Raw genomic sequence first — 15,480 nt, 5'->3', positions numbered from 1 at the left:
GCATTTCACATTCTTGACATCAGTGGTGCGCCGCTGCCACGATCGGTCGAGCCTCGGGCGGTCTCGAGCGACCGCCCGCTCCCGCTCGCCGCAAGGGGGACCATGAACATCCGATCGGTGACGCTCGCCTACTTCGTGCCGCCCCTCCTGGCCTCCGTTCTGGGCTTCATCGGCCTGGCGCAGGTCAGCGAAGCCGGCATCGTGGGCGCCTCGTCCGTGGTGACCGCTGCCGCCGGCGCTGAGACCAGATCGAACCAGCGGGTCGCGATCGCACTCGAGCAGGTCGCCGAGGCCGAGCACGCGACGATCGCCCGGGTGGTGGCGGACCGTGAAGCTCCGACGACGCGCCGCGTGGCGCTCGTCACCGACGCTCCCTCGAGCCGCGGAGCCGGCTGGCTCCTCGACGGGTACGAGGACTTCACGAGATCGATGGTCACCACCGTCCGTCCGATGTCGGAACTCGACCAGTTCGACCCGACCGGCTCGTACTCGGTCTTCGGGGACGACGATGCGCGGCGAGCCGTCGTGAGCGCACTGGCAGACGCCGGGTACGAGGTCAGCGAGGAGCGCGTGCCGCTCCTGCAACGCATCGGCGTCACCGACGGCTTGGATCAGACCCTGGCCCTGGTCGGAGCACTGGTCTCGGGATGCGTGGCGCTCTGCCTGATGACGACCGTCGGGGCCCCTCGCCGCAGCGCAGTCCGCCGACTGCACGGAGACTCCACAGCCGCCATCGTGATCCAGGAGCTGGCTGAGCTCCGGACCGCCATGCTCGTCACCGTCATCGGGGTACCCGTCGCAGCCACCGGGCTCTGGTTCTACAACGGGCTCACTTCGGCGGCGACCCTCGCCGCCGCGATCTCCGTGTTCTGCGTGGGGCTGCTCGCACCGGTCGTCGTCGCGCACACGATCGGCACGGTGGTCGCGTGTCGACAGCCGTTGGCCGCCGCACTGCGGGGCGCTCGACCAGCGGGCGCGCTCCTGCTCGTCGCACAGATCGCACGGGTGCCCGCGCTCCTGTTGCTCGTCGCGGCCGTCTTCGAACTGACCGGGGCAGTGACCACCGCACGACAGGGAACGGCAGAACGGGATCTTCGGGCGGCCGGTGACACCGTCCAGCTGTGGGTCACCCCGGATCCCCGCCCGGTCGAGGAGCAGGCCTACTGGGACCGCATCGGCGATTTCGCCGGTGGGGCGCTCGCGCGGCGTGATGCGTTCCTCGCCGCCGCGGTCGAGGTGTCGAGCGGCCGAGGGAAGTCGACGGTTCCTGCGCTCGTCGTCGACCAGGGCTACCTCGATCTGCAGGACGTCCGTTCCGCGGACGGGGCCCGCATCACCACCGACGGCGCGGAAATCGCCGTGTGGATGCCTGCCGACAGTGAGCTCTCCCGCGATCGGCTCGTCGAGGGTCTGACCGACTGGCAGTTGCGGGATGCACCCGACGCCCTCCTCGAGCACGTCACCGGTGGCACGCTGGCCCGCCAGCAGGTCTACTCGTACCCGGACGACGCGTCGTCGCGCGCGTGGCTCGACGACGCCGTGATCGTGGTCGTCCCCACGCCGGTCGACGTCTTCTCGGCCGATGAACTCGGATCGTGGTTGTCGACCGGAGACGTCGTCTTCACGTCCCGTGCTGCCGCCGAGCGGTCGATCGGCGCGTCGGGCATCCGCACCGAGTTCAGCGCGGTCGTCGCGGTGGGTCAGTCTGCGGCGGAACAGGCACGGCACGCAGCGACGACCGTGGCGGTCGGGACGGGCACCCTGGTCAGCACCCTCGCAGTCAGCGTCATGCTCGGGATGGTCGCCACGCTCGCGCACCGACGCCGTCACGGCCGTGCGCTGTTCGCGAAGTTCACCAGTGGCGTCTCGCCCGTCCGCACCGATGCTGGCCTGCTGACGATCGAAGCCGGTCTGGTCTCGATCTCCGCCATCGCCGTCGTCAACACCTGGTGGTCGCAACGCCCGGACGGGAGCGGGCTCAGATCGGCGCTCGACCCGGTGGCGCAGTCAGCCGGAGTCGCCGGGGCGATCGCACTCGTGGCGCTCGCGGCGGTGAGCGCCACGAGCCTCGTCGTCATGGCCGTCACGGCGCGGAGCACTGCACGCAACCGAGGGAGCGGATCACGATGATCGAGGTACGGAACGCATCGAAGCGTCGCGGAGGCCGCGCGCTGTGGCACGACCTGTCGTTCGAGGTGGCGGGGGGAGAGATCGTCGGCTTGGTCGGGCCGAGCGGCTGCGGGAAGTCGACGCTGCTCGACTGCATCGGGCACATCGATGCGCTCGACCTCGGCACGATCCGGATCAACGGAGAGTCAGCGGGTTCGAACGGGCGACGGGCTCGACTGATCCGGCGGCGCCACCTCGGGTACCTGTTCCAGGACTTCGGATTGGTGCCGGACATGACGGTCCAGTCGAACCTCGACGTGGTTCGCCTGCCAGACGGACGGCGGAGACACCGAGGCCTCCGGACGGGCGAGGCCCTGGACCGTGTCGGTCTGGCCGGACGCGGAACCGACCGGGTCCACGAACTCAGCGGCGGCGAGCAGCAACGGGTCGCGATGGCGCGACTCCTGGTGAAGCGTCCGTCGGTCATCCTCGCCGATGAACCGACGAGTGCCCTCGACGAGGACAACGCGGCGATGGTGCTCGACCTGCTGGGCGAGCTGGCGGCTGACGGAGCGGCCGTCCTGATCGCGACACATTCGTCGTCGGTCGAAGCGCGCGCCGCACGGAGCATCAGGCTCAGCGGACCCGCTGGCTGACGGGTCAGGCGTTGGCGACGAGCCAGGCGAACTGCTCGTCGGAGAGCAGCCGATCGGTCCAGACCTGCCCCTCGACCCCGGCGGCCGCTCGGTTCTGCGGGGCGGGAGCCCCCTGCCACACCAGCGACAGCCCGGCACGACGCAGCACGGCTGCAGAAGCGGGGTTGTTCGTGAGCACGCGGCCGGTCACCGGGACGTCCGGAGCGGTGTCGGCGGCGGCACGGGCGGCAGCGAGGGCGATCTCGGACGCGAAGCCCTGCCCCCAGACGGTCGGCGACAGGCGGTACCCGAGGTTCCAGACCCCACCGGCGGTCATGTCGACCCCGCCCACACCGACGAAGGCGTGGTCGGAGGCGCTGCGGACCGCCCAGGACCCGAGGCCGTGGCGTGCACGACCGCCGATCTTGCGCTGCACCATGTCCACGCTCGAGCTCCGCGCCACGTGCCGGCCGGTGGGCAGGTGCTGCCACGTGCGGGCGTCCGAGAAGAGCGCGTGCACGTCGTCGATGTCGGCAGGGGTCAGCGGGGTGAGCAGGAGGCGATCCGTTCGGATCTCCTGCGAGGGGGTCAGGAGCTGGTGGACCATGCACCGATCATGCCGCCGACCCCCGACATCCGTGTGAACACCACGCGACGTTTGCGGAAGCCCGCAGGAGACCGGCAGCAGGCCGGACGGCGCTAGTCGAGCAGGAGCGCGGGCTCCTCGAGCACTGAGGCGACGTCGTGCACGAAGCGGGACGCCACGTCACCGTCGACGACCCGGTGGTCGAACGACGCACCGATGGTCGTCACCATGCGTGAGCGGACCTCGCCGTCGACGACCCACGGCTTCGGCTTGATCGTGCCCATCGCGACGATCGCGACCTCGCCCGGGTTGAGGATCGGGGTCCCGGTGTCCATGCCGAACACACCGATGTTCGTGATCGACACCGTCCCGTTCGCCATCTGCTTCGGCGTGGTCTTGCCGTCGCGGGCGGTCAGGGTGAGCTCCTCGAGCGCCTGTGCCAGCTCGAGCAGCGACATGTCCTGCGCGTCCTTGATGTTCGGCACGATGAGCCCACGCGGGGTCGCCGCGGCGATGCCGAGGTTCACGAAGTGGTGGACGATGATCTCGCGGTCGGTCCAGGTCGAGTTCACCGAACGGTTCCGGCGGACGGCCCAGATGACGGCCTTCGCGACGATGAGCAGCGGCGAGACCTTGACGCCGGCGAACGTCGGCGAGGCCTTGAGCCGCTTGACGAACTCCATCGTGTGGGTCGCGTCGACGTCGACGAACAGCGACACGTGGGGTGCCGTGAACGCGGATGTCGTCATCGCGGTGGCGATGGCCTTGCGGACGCCCTTGACCGGGATCGTCTCGCTGCGGACCTCGCCCCACTCGGGCGTCTCGATGTTCCGGAAGACGCTGGCTTGCTTCGCGTGCCGGATGACGTCGTCACGGGTGACCTCGCCGGCCAGACCGGTCGCGACGATCTCGGTCAGTTCGACGCCGAGGTCCTTCGCGAGCTTCCGGATCGGCGGCTTCGCCAGCACGTTGGTCGCGGTGCTCTGTTTGTGCGCGGAGCCCGTGCCGAGGGCGCTGATCGCCTCGGCGGTGCTCTCCTCGCCCGGGTCGACGGAGGCTTCAGCAGCCGCGGCGGTGTCCAGACTGGAGGCGCGGCTCGCCTCGGCCGCGAGCGCTGCGGCCCGGCGGGCGCCCGGCTTGCGACGGGAGGGCGACGAGGTCGCCGAGCCGTAGCCGACGAGGACGGCGCCGGAGGACTCGTCCGTGCCCTGGACGGAGGCGTCGACCGCGACCGGCTGGACCGGCGCCGCCGGCGCGGCGGCAGCAGCCGGAGCAGGCGCAACCGGTGCGGGGGCAGCGGCACGTGCAGGCACCGCCGCGGGAGCGGGAGGGGTCTGCGCGACCGGGGCCGACGGTGCTGCGGGTGCCGGCGGGGTGGACGCGACCACGGGCGAGACCGGGGCGGTCTCGGCGACGGGCACCGCGCCTCCCGACTGTTCCGCAGGGGGCGTGAGGGCCGCTCCGGACGCGACCGTGGCGTCCGAGTCGACGCGGATGATCGGCTTGCCGACCTCGACCGTGTCACCCTCGGACACGAGCAGGCCGGTGACGGTGCCGGCGAACGGCGACGGCAGCTCGACGAGCGACTTCGCGGTCTCGATCTCGACGAGCACCTGGTCGACGGCGATCTCGTCCCCGATCGCGACGCGCCACTGCACGATCTCGGCCTCGGTGAGACCTTCACCCACGTCGGGCAGGGGGAATTCGGCGGCGGCCACTACGGCTCCTTCGCGGATCTGGTCGAGCTCGGTCGGACGGGTCAGTAGGCGAGGGCGCGGTCGACGGCCTCGAGGATGCGGTCGGCATCCGGCAGGTGCAGGTGCTCGAGCTTCGAGACCGGGAACGGCACGTCGAAGCCGGACACCCGCAGCGGCGGTGCCTGCATCGTGTAGAACGCCCGCTCGGCGACGGTCGCGGCGATCTCGCTGCCGACACTGACGAAGCCGGATGCCTCTTGTGCGATGACCAGGCGACCGGTCTTGCGGACGGAGGCGAGCAGCGGCTCCCAGTCGATCGGCGAGATCGAGCGGAGGTCGATGACCTCGCAGCTGGTGCCCTCGGCCTCGGCGATGTCCGCCGCCTGCATCAGGGTGGCGACCATGGCACCGTGCCCGACGAGCGTGACCTCGGTGCCGGTGCGGGCGACGCGGGTGGTGTGCATCGGGACGTGGCCGTCGACGAGGTCCACCTGGCCCTTGGGCCAGTAGCGGGACTTCGGCTCGAGGAAGATCACCGGGTCCTTCGACGCGATGGCTTCCTGGATCATCCAGTAGGCGTCGTTCGGCGTGCTCGGGCTGACGACCCGCAGGCCCGGGGTGTGCGCGAAGTACGTCTCCGGGGACTCCTGGTGGTGCTCCACGGCGCCGATGTGGCCGCCGTAGGGGATGCGGATGACGACGGGCAGCGACATGTGTGCCGGCAGGCGGTTCGCCATCTTCGCGAGCTGCGAGGTGATCTGGTCGAAGCCGGGCCACACGAAGCCGTCGAACTGGATCTCGACGACCGGGCGGTAGCCGCGCAGGGCGAGGCCGATCGCGGTGCCGATGATGCCGGCCTCGGCGAGCGGGGTGTCCCGCACGCGCTCGGCGCCGAAGCGGTCCTGCAGGCCCTCGGTGATGCGGAAGACGCCGCCCAGCTGGCCGATGTCCTCGCCCATCAGCAGGACCTTGTCGTCCGCTTCCATGGCCGCGGCGAGCCCGGCGTTGAGGGCCTTGGCCATCGGCAGGGTCGGGGTGGGGTCGCTCGGGACCTCGCCGGCGCCCGGGTGGGAGCGCAGCGTGTAGTCGAAGAGCTGCTCGGTGGTGCTCATGCGTGGGCGCCCCCTTCGAAGCCGGCCTCGTACTGGGCGAGCCAGGCCTTCTGCTCGGCGATCCGCGGGTGCGGTTCGCGGTACACGTTGTCGAACATGACGTCGACGGACGGTGCGGTCAGGGCGACGGTGCGGCGTCGGACGTCGGCGGCGATGTCCTCGCCCTCTTCGTCGAACGCGGCGAACTGCTCGTCCGTCGCACCCTTCGAGCGCAGGTACGCCTCGGACCGGACGATCGGGTCGCGGAGGACCCATTCCTCGAGCTCGCCGTCGGCGCGGTACCGGCTCGGGTCGTCCGAGCTGGTGTGTGCACCGATGCGGTAGGTGTCGGCCTCGATGAAGGCCGGGCCCTGTCCGCTGCGGGCGTGCTCGGTCGCGACGACCGACGCCGTGTAGGACGCGAGGATGTCGTTGCCGTCGATCAGGACACTCGGGATCCCGAAGCCGCGCGGGCGGTCGACGAGCGGCGTCGGGGACTGCACCGACACCGGCACCGAGATGGCCCAGTGGTTGTTCTGCAGGAAGAAGACGACCGGGGCCTTGGTCGACGCGGAGAACACGAAGGCCTCGTTCACGTCGCCCTGGCTGGTGGCGCCGTCGCCGAAGTAGACGATCGAGCAGGCGTCGCGGTCCGGGTCGCCCGTGCCGATGTCGCCGTCGAGCTTCTGTCCGAGCGCGTACCCGGTGGCGTGCAGGGTCTGCGAGCCGATCACCAGGGTGGAGATGTGGGTGTTGCCGCGCTGGTCCGGGTCCCACCCGCCGTGGGTCTGCCCGCGGTACATCGCGATGATCTCCATCGGCTCGACGCCGCGGTGCATGGTGACGGCGTGCTCGCGGTAGGACGGGAACACGTGGTCCTGGGCGCGGAGGGCGAAGGCCGAGCCGGTCTGCGCGGCCTCTTGCCCGTGGCTGGGCACCCACAGGCCGAGCTGGCCGGTGCGCTGGAGGTTGTGGCCGGCGTGGTCGAACCGACGGGTCAGCACCATGCGGCGGTGCATCGCCAGCAGGGTCTCGTCGGGGATCGCCCGCGCGGCGGCGGCGAACTCGGCGTTCTCGTCGGTCTCCACGAACCGACCCTCGGGGTCGAGGAGCCGGACGGTGGTCGTCGCGGGAGCCGCGGCGCGGAATGACATGCGGGCCAGCGTAGCGCCAGGCACTAGTCGGCCACCTGGAGGTCCCCCACAAGTGAGCGGGCTGTTTGGAGGAGCGTTTCCACAGCTTCGTGCTCGCCGATCGAGATGCGGATGCCCTCTGGCGGGAAGGCCCGGACGATGATGCCGGCGTCCTCGAACGCGGCCGCCGCGGTGGCCGTCCGCTCGCCCGTCGGCAGCCAGAGGAAGTTGCCCTGGGCGTCGGGGACGTCCCAGCCCTGTGCCCGGAGCTCGACGACGATCCGGTCGCGCAGGGTCGCGATCTCGGTCACACGTTCGAGCAGCTCGGCCTCGCGTTCCAGGCTGGCGAGCGCAGCCGCCTGGCCCTGAGCGGTCACGGACAGTGGGATGGCGCAGGCCCGGACGGCGTCGAGCACGTAGTCCGGACCGAGCGCGTAGCCCACCCGGAGCCCGGCGAGCCCGTACGCCTTCGAGAAGGTGCGGAGGACCACGAGGTTGGGGTGCGCGGCGAGCAACGGGTGGCCGTGCACGGCGGCCTCGTCGGTCACGAACTCGGCGTATGCCTCGTCGAGCACGACCAGCACCGACTGCGGCACCGCGGCCATGAACGCGTCGAACTCCGCGGCGGTCACGATCGGCCCCGTCGGGTTGTTCGGCGAGCAGACGAGCACCATGCGGGTGCGCTCGGTGACGGCCGCGGCCATCGCGTCGAGGTCGTGCCCGCCGTCGGGTCGGTTCGGCACCTGCACGCTGGTGGCACCGGCGACCGTGACGACCCCGGGGTACGCCTCGAACGAGCGCCACGCGTAGACGATCTCGTCGCCGGGGCCGGAGGTCGCGCGGGCGAGCTCGTGCAGGATCGCGACACTGCCCGGGGCGACGTGCACCTGCTCGGCGGTCAGCCCGAAGCGGTTGGCCAGCACGGCGCGCAGGGCGAGGGCGGTGGCGTCGGGGTAGCGGTTGTACGAGGTCTGGGCCTGCACGGCCTCGACGACCCCGGGGAGCGGCGGGAACGGGTTCTCGTTGCTCGACAGCTTGAAGGCGGAGTCGGACGCCTGTCGCCCCTGCTTGTACGCGGGGAGGACGGCCACCTCGGGCCGGATGTGCACACGCTGCTCGCTCACGGGTTCAGGCTACCGGCAGGCCCACGGCACCCACGAGGGGAAGCGAGGGCATCATGGGCGCATGCGATTCCTCGTCCGCCTCGTCGTCAACGCCCTCGCGCTCTGGCTCACCACGCTCATCGTCAGCGGCGTCTCCGTCACGCCGTTCGGTGACGGCGGTACCACGGCGACCGTCCTCACCTTCCTGCTCGTGGCGTTCGTCTTCGGTCTCGTGAACGCGGTGATCGGCACGGTCATCCGGATCGTGGCGTTCCCGATCTACATCCTCACGCTCGGGCTCATCTCGTTCGTCGTGAACGCGATCCTGCTGCTCATCGTCGCGGGCATCTCGGAGGCGTTCGGCTTCGGGCTCGAGGTCGACTCCTTCGGCTGGGGCATCGTCGGCGCCTTCGTGCTCGCGGTCTTCGCGTGGCTCATCGGGCTCTTCGCCCGCCCGGTGCTCAACCGCCAGCGGGCGTGACCCCGGCGGACCTCGCGGAGGACCCCGCCCTGCGTCATGATGTGGTCATGACCCAGGACGTCGACGCCCCGTTCCGCGTCTCGTTCGTCTGCAGCGGCAACATCTGCCGCTCCCCCATGGCCGGTGTCGTGTTCGCGCAGATCGCCGCGGACGCCGGTCTGGCCGACCGGTTCCAGGTGGAGTCGGCCGGCACCGGTGACTGGCACGTCGGCGAACCCGCCGACGAGCGCACGATCGCAGCGCTGGCGGCGCGCGGATACGATGGCAGCAGGCATCGCGCCCGTCAGTTCGACCCGGACCGGTTCCCGGACCTCGACCTGGTGGTCGCACTCGACCGCTCCCACGAGCGCATCCTGCGTTCGTGGGCCCCGACCATGGACGACTCCGCCAAGGTGACGCTCCTGTTGCGGTACGACGCCGCCTGGCCCCAGCAGGCCGACGTGCCGGACCCGTACTACGCGGACCGGCACGAGTTCGACCGAGTGCTCTCGACCGTCGAACGGGCCTGCCGGGCGCTCTTCCACCAGCTCGAGCCGGCAGTCCGTCAGGGAGCCCCATGACCCCCCTTCCCCCGCAGCCGATCAGCCCGCTCGACGGGCGCTACTACCCGATCGTGCACACGGTGGGCGAGCACCTCTCCGAGGCCGGCCTCAACCGCGCGCGCATCGTGGTCGAGGTCGAGTGGCTCATCTTCCTGACCGACCACGCGATGTTCACCACCTCGCCGCTCAGCGTCGACGACAAGGCCGCACTGCGCGCGATCGCCTCGACCTTCGGCCAAGACCAGATCGCGGAGCTCGCCGAGATCGAGGCGACGACCCGTCACGACGTCAAGGCCGTCGAGTACTTCGTGCGCCGACGGCTGTCCGAGCTCGGGCTCGACGCGATCGCCGAGCTCACCCACTTCGCCGCCACGAGCGAGGACGTCAACAACCTGTCCTACGCACTCACCGTGCGGGACACCGTCGACCAGGTCTGGCTGCCCGGCTTCCGCGCCGTGCTCGAGAAGCTCCGGACGCTCGCCGTCGAGCTGAAGAGCGTGCCGATGCTCTCGCACACCCACGGTCAGCCGGCCACCCCGACGACGCTCGGCAAGGAGCTCGCGGTCGTCGTCTACCGGCTCGAGCGCGTGCTCGCCCAGATCGAGGGCGGCGAGTACCTCGGCAAGTTCTCCGGCGCGACCGGCACCTTCTCGGCACACCTCGCCGCGGACCCCGAGGCCGACTGGCCCGCGCTGTCCCGCGAGTTCGTCGAGGGCCTCGGCCTGACGTGGAACCCGCTCACCACGCAGATCGAGTCGCACGACTGGCAGGCCGAGCTCTACGACCGGGTGCGTCACGCCAACCGGATCCTGCACAACCTGGCGACCGACGTGTGGACCTACATCTCGATGGGGTACTTCACGCAGATCCCCGTCGCCGGTGCCACCGGGTCGTCGACGATGCCGCACAAGATCAACCCGATCAAGTTCGAGAACGCCGAGGCGAACCTCGAGATCTCGTCGGCGCTCTTCTCGACGCTGTCCGAGACCCTCGTGACGAGCCGCCTGCAGCGCGACCTGACCGACTCCACCACGCAGCGGAACATCGGCGTCGCGTTCGGGCACTCGTTGCTCGCGCTCGACAACCTGCGCCGCGGTCTCGGCGAGATCGCCGTGAACGAGGCCAAGCTCGCCGACGACCTCGACCACAACTGGGAGGTCCTCGCCGAGGCCATCCAGACGGTCATCCGTGCCGAGGTCACCGCCGGGCAGTCGAACATCGAGGACCCCTACGCGATGCTCAAGGAGCTCACGCGGGGCAAGCGGGTGAGCCAGCAGGACCTCATCGTGTTCGTGAACCGTCTGGACATCTCCGACGGTGCTAAGGCACGGCTGACGAACCTGACGCCGGCGACCTACACGGGTCTGGCGGACGAGCTGGTCGACCACCTCGACGTCTGAGCGCGGAGCGCGCGCTCCGGGTCCGGCAGCAGCGCCCAGGCGGCCGGGAGGCTCGGTGCGGCCCCGCCGCCGACCGCACCCCCGTCAGGTGGTGACGTCCAGGGCGACGGCGACCAGCGCCTCCAGGACGGTGCGCACCACGGGCCGGACGGCACGGTCGGGGCGGACCAGTGCCTCGATGCGGCGCCCTGCGCGCACGTCGGCCAGCTCGGCCAGTTGGAAACGCCCGGCGGCCCGCGTGCCCGACGTGTACCGCGGGACGAGTGCGATGCCGTGCCCTGCCGCCACCAGGTTCTCGATGACCGGCAGGTGGATCGTGCGGAACGCGACGCTCGGCGGGATGTCCGTCGCCGCGGCCATCGCGTGCAGCACACGGTCGATCGGGTAGCCCTCGGGCACACCGATCCAGCGTTCCCCGACGACCTCGTCGATGCCCACGCGTGCGCGGCCGACCAGGGCGTGCCCGGGCGGCAGGGCCACGTCGAGCGGTTCGCGCAGGAGCGGCACGGTGTCGACCGATCCCTGGTCGGCCGGGCGCACGCCGTCCGACCGGTGCCCGACGACCACGTCGTGGTCGGCGGCGAGCGGTGCGAACTCCCCCTCGCTGACGTCCACGTCGACCAGGGTCAGCGCGATGCCGGGGTGCGCCTGCATCCGCGTGAGCACGCCGGGCAGCAGCAGTTCGGCGGCGGACGGGAAGATCGCCAGCGACACCGGTCCGGTCGTGCCACCGAGGTGTTCCTGCCAGGCGGCGTCCACCCGCGCGATGGCGGTCGCGACCCCGGACGCCAGGCCGGCGAGGACCTGGCCGTGCGGGGTCAGCCGGACGCCACGCCCGACGCGTTCGACCAGCGGGACCCCGACCTGCCGCTGCAGCGTCTGCAGCTGCTGGGAGACGGCGCTCGGTGTGCGGTGGGTGGCCTCGGCGACGGCCGTGACACTGCCACGCTCGGCGAGCTCGCGGAGCACCGCCAGCAGCTGCACGTCGAAGTCGACCATGCAGGGACCCTACATCGTGCTTCGTGAAGGTTTCGATGGACCTACAACGTGGGGGCCGGGACGATGAGGAGCATGACCGCTCGTGACCGTCTCCTCGCCGTCGTCGTGGCCGTGGTCTGGGGACTGAACTTCCCTGCGACGGCACTCGCGCTCGAGCACTTCCCGCCGTTCCTGCTCGCAGCGCTGCGGTTCACGATCCTGGCGGTCCCGACGCTGCTGTTCGTGCCGCGGCCGCGGATCCCGTTCGGGCGACTGCTGCTCGTCGGTCTGGGGCTCGGCGTGCTGCAGTTCTCGTTCCTGTACCTGAGCATGGCGTCCGGCATGCCGTCGGGGCTGGCCTCGCTCGTGCTGCAGGCCTCCGCGCCCTTCACCGTGGTGCTGGCCGGGGTGTTCCTGCGCGAGCGGCTGACCGGCCGGCAGGTCGTCGGGGTGACCGTCGCCGTCGCCGCCCTGGCCGCGATCGCCCTGCACCGCTCCCAGACCGCCGCGCTGCTGCCCGTCGTGCTCGCGCTGTGCGGTGCCCTCGGGTGGGCGATCGGCAACGTCGCGACCCGGCGGGCGGGGGCCGCGAACCCGCTGCACCTGACCCTCTGGTGGGCGGTCGTGCCGCCCGTGCCGATGGCCGTGCTGTCGCTCGTGGTCGAGGGACCGGACCGCATCGGTACCGCCCTCGGCACCGCGTTCACGCCGGCGGCGCTGCCCGCCGACCTGGGCCTGCTCTACATCGTGGTCGTCGCGACCCTGGTGGGCTACGGCATCTGGTCACGGCTGCTGGCGACCTACCCCTCGAGCACGGTCGCGCCGTTCTCGATGCTCGTGCCGGTGGTCGGGGTGCTCGCGTCGTGGGCGGCCTTCGGCGAGGTGCCCGACCTGGTCGAGGTGCTCGCCGGCGCGGTCGTCGTGGCCGCCGTGCTGTGGTCGTCGCGTCCGGCGCGGGACCGCGGCCCGGGCCCAGACCCGGCGCCGGACCCGGCCCCGGTCGACGGCGTCCCGGTACCGGCGCTCAGCCCCGGTGCTGGCGGCGCTCCGCGATGATCCCGGCGAGCGCCCCACGCAGGTGCGGGTACCGGAACTCGAAGCCTGCCTCGGTCAACCGGGTCGGCACCACCCACCGGCTCTTCAGCACGAGTTCGGTCTCGGTGCGGATCGCGAACGAACCGAGTTCGAGCATCCACCGCCAGGTCGGCACCCCGAACCGGCGTCCGACGGCGTCGCGGATGGTCGCCATCACGGTGCGGTTGTCGGACGGGTTCGGGCTCGAGAGGTTGACCGGCCCCTCGATCTCCGGGTGGTCGCGGAGGAACCGGATCGACCCGAGGACGTCGGCGATGTGCACCCAGCTGAACCGCTGCCGACCGTGCGTGGGCCGGTGGTGGTGGTACGTGCCGGCGCGGAGCCGGGAGCGCGTCGGCACCCACGGCCCGTCGTACTGCGGCCCGCCGAGGCCGGCCTGCGCGAGCCGGAGGAGCGGCAGCAGGGCGCTGCCGTCGCCGAACACGATCGCCATCCGGAGTGCCACACGACGGGTACCGGGCAGGTCGGCGCCGAAGAAGGCGTCCTCCCACGCGCGGGCCACGGAGACCGAGAACCCCTCGCCGATCTCGCCGGTGGCTTCGTCCTGCGGGCGGTCGTCGGCGTGCCGGTAGATCGTCGCGGTCGAGGCGTTCATCCACAGCGGCGTCGGGTGCTCCGACGTCCGGATGGCCTCGGCGAGCTCGAGCGTGGTGTCCACCCGTGAGCGCATGATCTCCGCACGGTTGCGTCGGCCGTAGCGGCAGTTGACGCTCTTGCCCGCCATGTTCACGACCATGGCTGCACCGTCGACGAGTTCCCGGATGCGCAGGGTGTTGCCCCACACCGCGTCGCCGGTCCGGCCGATGGTGACGACCCGGTAGCCCTCTTCCGCGAAGGCGTCCCGCAGGTACCGCCCCACGAAGCCGCTCGCTCCCGCGATCACGACCTTCTGCTGCTCGACCATCAACGTCCCCCTTCAGGACCGGCATCGGGCACGACGGCGTACCGGAACGCCCCCTCGTACCGGTACAGCGTGCCGAGCACCGGCGCGGTGAGCACCAGGGACACGCGCTGCAGGTCGGCTTCGTCATCGAATCGTTCTGTGAGCGTCACGCGCGGGCTCAGGGCGGCCGGGAGGCGCAGATCGCGTCCCAGCGCACGGAACGTCACGCGCGTGGAGACCAGGCGCAGGGCGCCCGCGTCCGGGCCGTCCGCGTCGACCTGCGCCCGGAGTCGGGCGCTGACGCGCCCACGGCGACCGAGGTGGTCGACCAGGCCGTCGTGTTCGGCGGTGATGGCGTCCACCATCGTGCGGGATCCGGAGCGGAAGTGGAAGGTGCGGTGCGCGCGGACGGCGGGGCGGGCCTCCAGGCCGGTGCCGGATCCGCGACGGACGCGAGCCGGCAGGTTCTCGACCGTGAAGGGGACGTCCCGCTCCCAGACCGGGAACAGCACGGCGTCGCGTGCGAACACGGCGAGCAGGGGCCACAGCCATCGGCGCGGGGTGCCGACGACGCTGAACACGCCCTCGCCGGAGCCGACGTGCCCGGGCGGGACGGCACCGAAGTACGTCCGAAGTCGGGGGTGCAGCCGGGCCAGCACCTCGGGTGGTGTGGACAGCTCGTAGGGCGACCGGCTCACGCTGACGATCCTGGCATGTCGTCAGTGCGGATCCCTACGATGTCGCACATGGGACACGACCACGGGCACGGCGTCGGGCACGCCTCGGAGCGCGCCCTGCTCGTCGCGTTCTGCATCTCGGCGGGCATCCTGCTCGCCGAGGTCGTGGGCGCCGTGGTCACGGGTTCGCTCGCGCTGCTCGTCGACGCCGGGCACATGGTCGTCGACACCGGCGGACTCGGCATCGGACTCGTCGCGACGCGGCTCGCCCGCCGGTCGCCGACCGCCCAGCGCACCTGGGGCTTCCAGCGGGCCGAGGTCCTCGGCGCCACGGCGCAGGCCGCGATCCTGCTCGCCGTCGGCGTCTACGTGATCATCTCAGCGGTCCAGCGACTCGTCGTGCCGGAGGAGATCCACTCCGGGCCGCTGCTCGTCTTCGGCATCGTCGGACTCGTCGGCAACCTGGTGGCCTACGCGGTGCTGCTCCGGGCCTCGGGCGAGGGGTTCACCTCGCGCGCCGCCCGGCTCGAGGTCCTCAACGACACCCTCGGGTCGGTCGCCGTCATCATCGCCGCGATCGTGCTCATGCTGACGGGGTGGGAGCGGGCGGACTCCGTCGCCGCGATCCTGATCGGCCTGCTCATCCTGCCGCGGGCGATCCGGCTGCTGCGCGAGACCGCGAACGTGCTGCTCGAGTCGACGCCGCCGGGGCTCGACCTCGACGACGTGCGTGGCCACATCCTCGAGCTCGACCACGTCATCGCGGTGCACGACCTGCACGCGACGCTCGTGGCGACCGGCGTGCCGAACCTGACCGCGCACGTCGTCGTCGACGACCACTGCTTCTCGACGGCGCACGCCCCGGCGATCCTCGACGAACTGCAGCGGTGCGTGGCGGAGCACTTCGACGTGCCGGTGGAGCACTCGACGTTCCAGTTGGAGCCGTCGTCACACCGGCGGCACGAGTACGAGGTGCACGCGTAGGTCGGCGCTCGGCCGTCAAGCCCCGGTTTCGCGACGATCCACCAGGTGATCGACGCGTGGTCTGTCGCAGAACGGGTGGACAGCGC

Annotated in this window: 15 protein-coding genes; 7 read left to right on the top strand and 8 right to left on the bottom strand. The window is 71.3% G+C overall.

The window, feature by feature from the left end; translation table 11 throughout:
* Positions 1 to 102: 102 nt before the first annotated feature.
* Complete coding sequence (locus DEI85_RS01750; protein WP_111123546.1) at positions 103 to 2,130, top strand: bacteriocin-associated integral membrane family protein; 2,028 nt, start codon at positions 103 to 105, stop codon at positions 2,128 to 2,130.
* A complete protein-coding gene (locus tag DEI85_RS01745; protein ID WP_111123547.1) occupies positions 2,127 to 2,765 on the top strand; it encodes an ABC transporter ATP-binding protein in 639 nt (212 codons plus the stop codon). Before DEI85_RS01750 ends, DEI85_RS01745 begins: the two co-directional genes overlap by 4 nt.
* 4 nt (positions 2,766 to 2,769) lie before the next feature.
* On the opposite strand, the gene DEI85_RS01740 is transcribed toward DEI85_RS01745, so the two are convergent.
* From DEI85_RS01740 to DEI85_RS01720, 5 genes are all read right to left on the bottom strand, one after another.
* Positions 2,770 to 3,351 (bottom strand): GNAT family N-acetyltransferase, encoded by a 582-nt coding sequence (locus DEI85_RS01740; protein ID WP_111123548.1) that lies wholly within the window; start codon positions 3,349 to 3,351, stop codon positions 2,770 to 2,772.
* A gap of 92 nt (positions 3,352 to 3,443) precedes the next feature.
* Positions 3,444 to 5,048: a dihydrolipoamide acetyltransferase family protein gene (locus DEI85_RS01735; RefSeq protein WP_111123549.1), complete on the bottom strand. Its 1,605-nt coding sequence runs from the start codon at positions 5,046 to 5,048 to the stop codon at positions 3,444 to 3,446.
* Between the two features lie 41 nt (positions 5,049 to 5,089).
* Positions 5,090 to 6,049, bottom strand: a complete 960-nt coding sequence (locus DEI85_RS01730; RefSeq protein ID WP_111123571.1) for an alpha-ketoacid dehydrogenase subunit beta — start codon at positions 6,047 to 6,049, stop codon at positions 5,090 to 5,092.
* An 86-nt stretch (positions 6,050 to 6,135) separates the two neighbouring features.
* Positions 6,136 to 7,272 carry a thiamine pyrophosphate-dependent dehydrogenase E1 component subunit alpha gene (locus DEI85_RS01725; protein ID WP_111123550.1) on the bottom strand — a complete coding sequence of 379 codons (1,137 nt, stop codon included), beginning with the start codon at positions 7,270 to 7,272 and terminating at the stop codon, positions 6,136 to 6,138.
* A 23-nt stretch (positions 7,273 to 7,295) separates the two neighbouring features.
* Positions 7,296 to 8,375 carry a histidinol-phosphate transaminase gene (locus DEI85_RS01720; RefSeq protein WP_111123551.1) on the bottom strand — a complete coding sequence of 360 codons (1,080 nt, stop codon included), beginning with the start codon at positions 8,373 to 8,375 and terminating at the stop codon, positions 7,296 to 7,298.
* A gap of 61 nt (positions 8,376 to 8,436) precedes the next feature.
* On the opposite strand from DEI85_RS01720, the gene DEI85_RS01715 reads away from it, so the two are divergent.
* From DEI85_RS01715 to purB, 3 genes are read left to right on the top strand one after another with little or no spacing between them, the layout of a single operon-like run.
* Entirely contained in the window at positions 8,437 to 8,835 is a 399-nt protein-coding gene (locus tag DEI85_RS01715) for a phage holin family protein (protein WP_110858664.1), read from the top strand.
* Between the two features lie 47 nt (positions 8,836 to 8,882).
* A complete protein-coding gene (locus DEI85_RS01710) occupies positions 8,883 to 9,395 on the top strand; it encodes a low molecular weight protein-tyrosine-phosphatase (protein ID WP_017886476.1) in 513 nt (170 codons plus the stop codon).
* Positions 9,392 to 10,777 carry an adenylosuccinate lyase gene (gene purB / locus DEI85_RS01705; RefSeq protein WP_111123552.1) on the top strand — a complete coding sequence of 462 codons (1,386 nt, stop codon included), beginning with the start codon at positions 9,392 to 9,394 and terminating at the stop codon, positions 10,775 to 10,777. Before DEI85_RS01710 ends, purB begins: the two co-directional genes overlap by 4 nt.
* A gap of 84 nt (positions 10,778 to 10,861) precedes the next feature.
* Here purB and DEI85_RS01700 read toward each other — a convergent pair whose 3' ends face one another.
* Positions 10,862 to 11,776, bottom strand: coding sequence for a LysR family transcriptional regulator (locus DEI85_RS01700; RefSeq protein WP_111123553.1), 915 nt, complete (start codon positions 11,774 to 11,776; stop codon positions 10,862 to 10,864).
* Positions 11,777 to 11,848: 72 nt separating this feature from the next.
* Between DEI85_RS01700 and DEI85_RS01695 the strand changes: the two genes are divergently transcribed.
* Positions 11,849 to 12,811, top strand: coding sequence for an EamA family transporter (locus tag DEI85_RS01695; RefSeq protein WP_110858661.1), 963 nt, complete (start codon positions 11,849 to 11,851; stop codon positions 12,809 to 12,811).
* Here the strand turns inward: DEI85_RS01695 and DEI85_RS01690 are convergent.
* On the bottom strand, positions 12,780 to 13,754 hold the full coding sequence (locus tag DEI85_RS01690) for an epimerase (RefSeq protein ID WP_110858660.1): 975 nt from the start codon (positions 13,752 to 13,754) through the stop codon (positions 12,780 to 12,782). The two genes, DEI85_RS01695 and DEI85_RS01690, sit on opposite strands and share 32 nt — an antisense overlap.
* Positions 13,754 to 14,431 carry a DUF4166 domain-containing protein gene (locus DEI85_RS01685; RefSeq protein ID WP_110858659.1) on the bottom strand — a complete coding sequence of 226 codons (678 nt, stop codon included), beginning with the start codon at positions 14,429 to 14,431 and terminating at the stop codon, positions 13,754 to 13,756. The genes DEI85_RS01690 and DEI85_RS01685 overlap by 1 nt, the downstream gene beginning before the upstream one ends.
* Before the next feature lie 48 nt (positions 14,432 to 14,479).
* Here DEI85_RS01685 and DEI85_RS01680 point away from each other — a divergent pair, with 48 nt between their 5' ends.
* Positions 14,480 to 15,394 (top strand): cation diffusion facilitator family transporter, encoded by a 915-nt coding sequence (locus DEI85_RS01680; protein ID WP_110858658.1) that lies wholly within the window; start codon positions 14,480 to 14,482, stop codon positions 15,392 to 15,394.
* Positions 15,395 to 15,480 lie beyond the last annotated feature (86 nt).

Source organism: Curtobacterium sp. MCBD17_026, assembly GCF_003234895.2.
In the GTDB taxonomy this organism is placed as follows: domain Bacteria; phylum Actinomycetota; class Actinomycetes; order Actinomycetales; family Microbacteriaceae; genus Curtobacterium; species Curtobacterium flaccumfaciens.
This window is presented reverse-complemented; position numbering and strand designations above follow the sequence as displayed.

What these genes read in the sequence shown, in the direction of transcription:
- DEI85_RS01750 (WP_111123546.1), top strand. Translation starts at nt 103, where the DNA reads ATGAACATCCGATCGGTGACGCTCGCCTACTTCGTGCCGCCCCTCCTG.
- DEI85_RS01745 (WP_111123547.1), top strand. Translation starts at nt 2,127, where the DNA reads ATGATCGAGGTACGGAACGCATCGAAGCGTCGCGGAGGCCGCGCGCTG.
- DEI85_RS01740 (WP_111123548.1), bottom strand. Translation starts at nt 3,351, where the DNA reads ATGGTCCACCAGCTCCTGACCCCCTCGCAGGAGATCCGAACGGATCGC.
- DEI85_RS01730 (WP_111123571.1), bottom strand. Translation starts at nt 6,049, where the DNA reads ATGGCCAAGGCCCTCAACGCCGGGCTCGCCGCGGCCATGGAAGCGGAC.
- DEI85_RS01725 (WP_111123550.1), bottom strand. Translation starts at nt 7,272, where the DNA reads ATGTCATTCCGCGCCGCGGCTCCCGCGACGACCACCGTCCGGCTCCTC.
- DEI85_RS01715 (WP_110858664.1), top strand. Translation starts at nt 8,437, where the DNA reads ATGCGATTCCTCGTCCGCCTCGTCGTCAACGCCCTCGCGCTCTGGCTC.
- DEI85_RS01710 (WP_017886476.1), top strand. Translation starts at nt 8,883, where the DNA reads ATGACCCAGGACGTCGACGCCCCGTTCCGCGTCTCGTTCGTCTGCAGC.
- purB (WP_111123552.1), top strand. Translation starts at nt 9,392, where the DNA reads ATGACCCCCCTTCCCCCGCAGCCGATCAGCCCGCTCGACGGGCGCTAC.
- DEI85_RS01700 (WP_111123553.1), bottom strand. Translation starts at nt 11,776, where the DNA reads ATGGTCGACTTCGACGTGCAGCTGCTGGCGGTGCTCCGCGAGCTCGCC.
- DEI85_RS01695 (WP_110858661.1), top strand. Translation starts at nt 11,849, where the DNA reads ATGACCGCTCGTGACCGTCTCCTCGCCGTCGTCGTGGCCGTGGTCTGG.
- DEI85_RS01690 (WP_110858660.1), bottom strand. Translation starts at nt 13,754, where the DNA reads ATGGTCGAGCAGCAGAAGGTCGTGATCGCGGGAGCGAGCGGCTTCGTG.
- DEI85_RS01680 (WP_110858658.1), top strand. Translation starts at nt 14,480, where the DNA reads ATGGGACACGACCACGGGCACGGCGTCGGGCACGCCTCGGAGCGCGCC.